Here is a 2,951-nt window from a genome sequence, read left to right on the forward strand (position 1 = left end):
CTCTCAAAAAACGCCTCTGGCGTTGTAAGGTTAAGCCTCACGGGTCATTAGTACCGGTTAGCTCAACGCATCGCTGCGCTTACACACCCGGCCTATCAACGTCGTCGTCTTCAACGTCCCTTCAGGACCCTCAAGGGGTCAGGGAGAACTCATCTCGGGGCAAGTTTCGTGCTTAGATGCTTTCAGCACTTATCTTTTCCGCACTTAGCTACCGGGCAGTGCCATTGGCATGACAACCCGAACACCAGTGGTGCGTTCACTCCGGTCCTCTCGTACTAGGAGCAACCCCCCTCAATTCTCCAGCGCCCACGGCAGATAGGGACCGAACTGTCTCACGACGTTCTAAACCCAGCTCGCGTACCACTTTAAACGGCGAACAGCCGTACCCTTGGGACCTACTTCAGCCCCAGGATGTGATGAGCCGACATCGAGGTGCCAAACACCGCCGTCGATATGAACTCTTGGGCGGTATCAGCCTGTTATCCCCGGAGTACCTTTTATCCGTTGAGCGATGGCCCTTCCATTCAGAACCACCGGATCACTATGACCTGCTTTCGCACCTGCTCGAGCCGTCACTCTCGCAGTCAAGCCAGCTTATGCCATTGCACTAACCTCACGATGTCCGACCGTGATTAGCTGACCTTCGTGCTCCTCCGTTACTCTTTGGGAGGAGACCGCCCCAGTCAAACTACCCACCAGACACTGTCCGCACCCCGGATCACGGGGCCACGTTAGAACATCAAACATTAAAGGGTGGTATTTCAAGGATGGCTCCACGCAGACTGGCGTCCGCGCTTCAAAGCCTCCCACCTATCCTACACATCAAGGCTCAATGTTCAGTGTCAAGCTGTAGTAAAGGTTCACGGGGTCTTTCCGTCTTGCCGCGGGTACACTGCATCTTCACAGCGAGTTCAATTTCACTGAGTCTCGGGTGGAGACAGCCTGGCCATCATTACGCCATTCGTGCAGGTCGGAACTTACCCGACAAGGAATTTCGCTACCTTAGGACCGTTATAGTTACGGCCGCCGTTTACCGGGGCTTCGATCAAGAGCTTCTCCTTACGGATAACCCCATCAATTAACCTTCCGGCACCGGGCAGGCGTCACACCGTATACGTCCACTTTCGTGTTTGCACAGTGCTGTGTTTTTAATAAACAGTTGCAGCCAGCTGGTATCTTCGACTGGCTTCAGCTCCGGGAGCAAGTCCCTTCACCTACGCGCCAGCGTGCCTTCTCCCGAAGTTACGGCACCATTTTGCCTAGTTCCTTCACCCGAGTTCTCTCAAGCGCCTTGGTATTCTCTACCTGACCACCTGTGTCGGTTTGGGGTACGATTCTGTGTTACCTGATGCTTAGAGGCTTTTCCTGGAAGCAGGGCATTTATCACTTCAGCACCGTAGTGCCTCGTCATCACGCCTCAGCGTTAAAAGAGTCCGGATTTACCTGGACCCTCCGCCTACACGCTTAAACCGGGACAACCGTCGCCCGGCTGATATAGCCTTCTCCGTCCCCCCTTCGCAGTAACACCGAGTACAGGAATATTAACCTGTTTCCCATCGACTACGCCTTTCGGCCTCGCCTTAGGGGTCGACTCACCCTGCTCCGATTAACGTTGAACAGGAACCCTTGGTCTTCCGGCGAGCGGGCTTTTCACCCGCTTTATCGTTACTTATGTCAGCATTCGCACTTCTGATACCTCCAGCATGCCTCACAGCACACCTTCGACGGCTTACAGAACGCTCCCCTACCCAACAACACATAGTGTCGCTGCCGCAGCTTCGGTGCATGGTTTAGCCCCGTTACATCTTCCGCGCAGGCCGACTCGACCAGTGAGCTATTACGCTTTCTTTAAATGATGGCTGCTTCTAAGCCAACATCCTGGCTGTCTGTGCCTTCCCACATCGTTTCCCACTTAACCATGACTTTGGGACCTTAGCTGGCGGTCTGGGTTGTTTCCCTCTTCACGACGGACGTTAGCACCCGCCGTGTGTCTCCCGTGATAACATTCTCCGGTATTCGCAGTTTGCATCGGGTTGGTAAGCCGGGATGGCCCCCTAGCCGAAACAGTGCTCTACCCCCGGAGATGAGTTCACGAGGCGCTACCTAAATAGCTTTCGGGGAGAACCAGCTATCTCCCGGTTTGATTGGCCTTTCACCCCCAGCCACAGGTCATCCGCTAATTTTTCAACATTAGTCGGTTCGGTCCTCCAGTTAGTGTTACCCAACCTTCAACCTGCCCATGGCTAGATCACCGGGTTTCGGGTCTATACCCTGCAACTTAACGCCCAGTTAAGACTCGGTTTCCCTGCGGCTCCCCTATACGGTTAACCTTGCTACAGAATATAAGTCGCTGACCCATTATACAAAAGGTACGCAGTCACACCACGAAGGTGCTCCCACTGCTTGTACGTACACGGTTTCAGGTTCTGTTTCACTCCCCTCGCCGGGGTTCTTTTCGCCTTTCCCTCACGGTACTGGTTCACTATCGGTCAGTCAGGAGTATTTAGCCTTGGAGGATGGTCCCCCCATATTCAGACAGGATACCACGTGTCCCGCCTTACTCATCGAGCTCACAGCGTGTGTGCTTTTGTGTACGGGAGTATCACCCTGTACCCTGCGACTTTCCAGACGCTTCCACTAACACACATGCTGATTCAGGCTCTGGGCTGCTCCCCGTTCGCTCGCCGCTACTGGGGGAATCTCGGTTGATTTCTTTTCCTCGGGGTACTTAGATGTTTCAGTTCCCCCGGTTCGCCTTGCAGCACTATGTATTCATGCTGCAATGATGCACTGAGTGCACCGGGTTTCCCCATTCGGACATCGACGGCTGTAGCGGTTCATATCACCTTACCGTCGCTTTACGCAGATTAGCACGTCCTTCATCGCCTCTGACTGCCAGGGCATCCACCGTGTACGCTTAGTCGCTTAACCTCACAACCCACAGGCGTTTT

General features: G+C 54.1%; 1 rRNA gene. It reads right to left on the minus strand.

The window, feature by feature from the left end:
- Positions 1–26: 26 nt before the first annotated feature.
- Positions 27–2,931: ribosomal RNA gene (locus OXR04_RS21470) — 23S ribosomal RNA — on the minus strand.
- Positions 2,932–2,951: the final 20 nt, after the last annotated feature.

Origin of the sequence: Pantoea sp. GM_Pan_3, from assembly GCF_026541045.1 — a bacterium.
Taxonomy (GTDB): domain Bacteria; phylum Pseudomonadota; class Gammaproteobacteria; order Enterobacterales; family Enterobacteriaceae; genus Pantoea; species Pantoea anthophila.